The organism is Myroides sp. N17-2 (genome assembly GCF_002286775.1).
In the GTDB taxonomy this organism is placed as follows: Bacteria; Bacteroidota; Bacteroidia; order Flavobacteriales; family Flavobacteriaceae; genus Flavobacterium.
Map to the genome: position 1 here is coordinate 1 of NZ_NSGJ01000117.1, position 497 is coordinate 497.

The following is a 497-nucleotide window of genomic DNA, read 5'->3' on the forward strand; positions in this document are numbered from 1 at the left end:
AAGCTTTTTTTCTAGTTATTCTCTAAATGTAAGTATCCAGATTTCTTAATCCACTCTGAACCTGTTGATGTACGTATTTCGTATCTAACAATATAGAAATAGGTTCCAGTTGGTAATTTTCCACTTGATGAAACTCCTTTACCCTCTGCTTCTCCTCTAAATACATTCGCTGTACCATCTCCGTTTGAATCATAGTTATTAGATTCAAATACTTTTGCACTCCATCTATTAAAGATTTGAACACTGTTGGCGTATTTGTTGATGTTCGTAATAATGAAGTAATCATTCAAGCCATCTCCGTTAGGTGACACTGCATTATAAATCTTTAATTCGGAATTATAATCTGCATCTACTAACCCTAAAGTGAAAATACCTGAAGCATTAACCGTCATAGGGGTTTTAACTGTTTTTGTACTAACATCTACTATTCCACCTTCATCTACCCATTTTGAACTTGCTACATCCCATCTCAAAATATGTAAGCCCTTTTTTTCTGG

Annotated in this window: 1 protein-coding gene; it reads right to left on the reverse strand. The window is 34.2% G+C overall.

Annotated elements, in window-relative coordinates; translation table 11 throughout:
• Window positions 1–11: 11 nt before the first annotated feature.
• Window positions 12–497, reverse strand: a 486-nt coding sequence (locus CF599_RS19320; protein WP_143824848.1) for a gliding motility-associated C-terminal domain-containing protein, incomplete at its 5' end; no start/stop codon positions are given.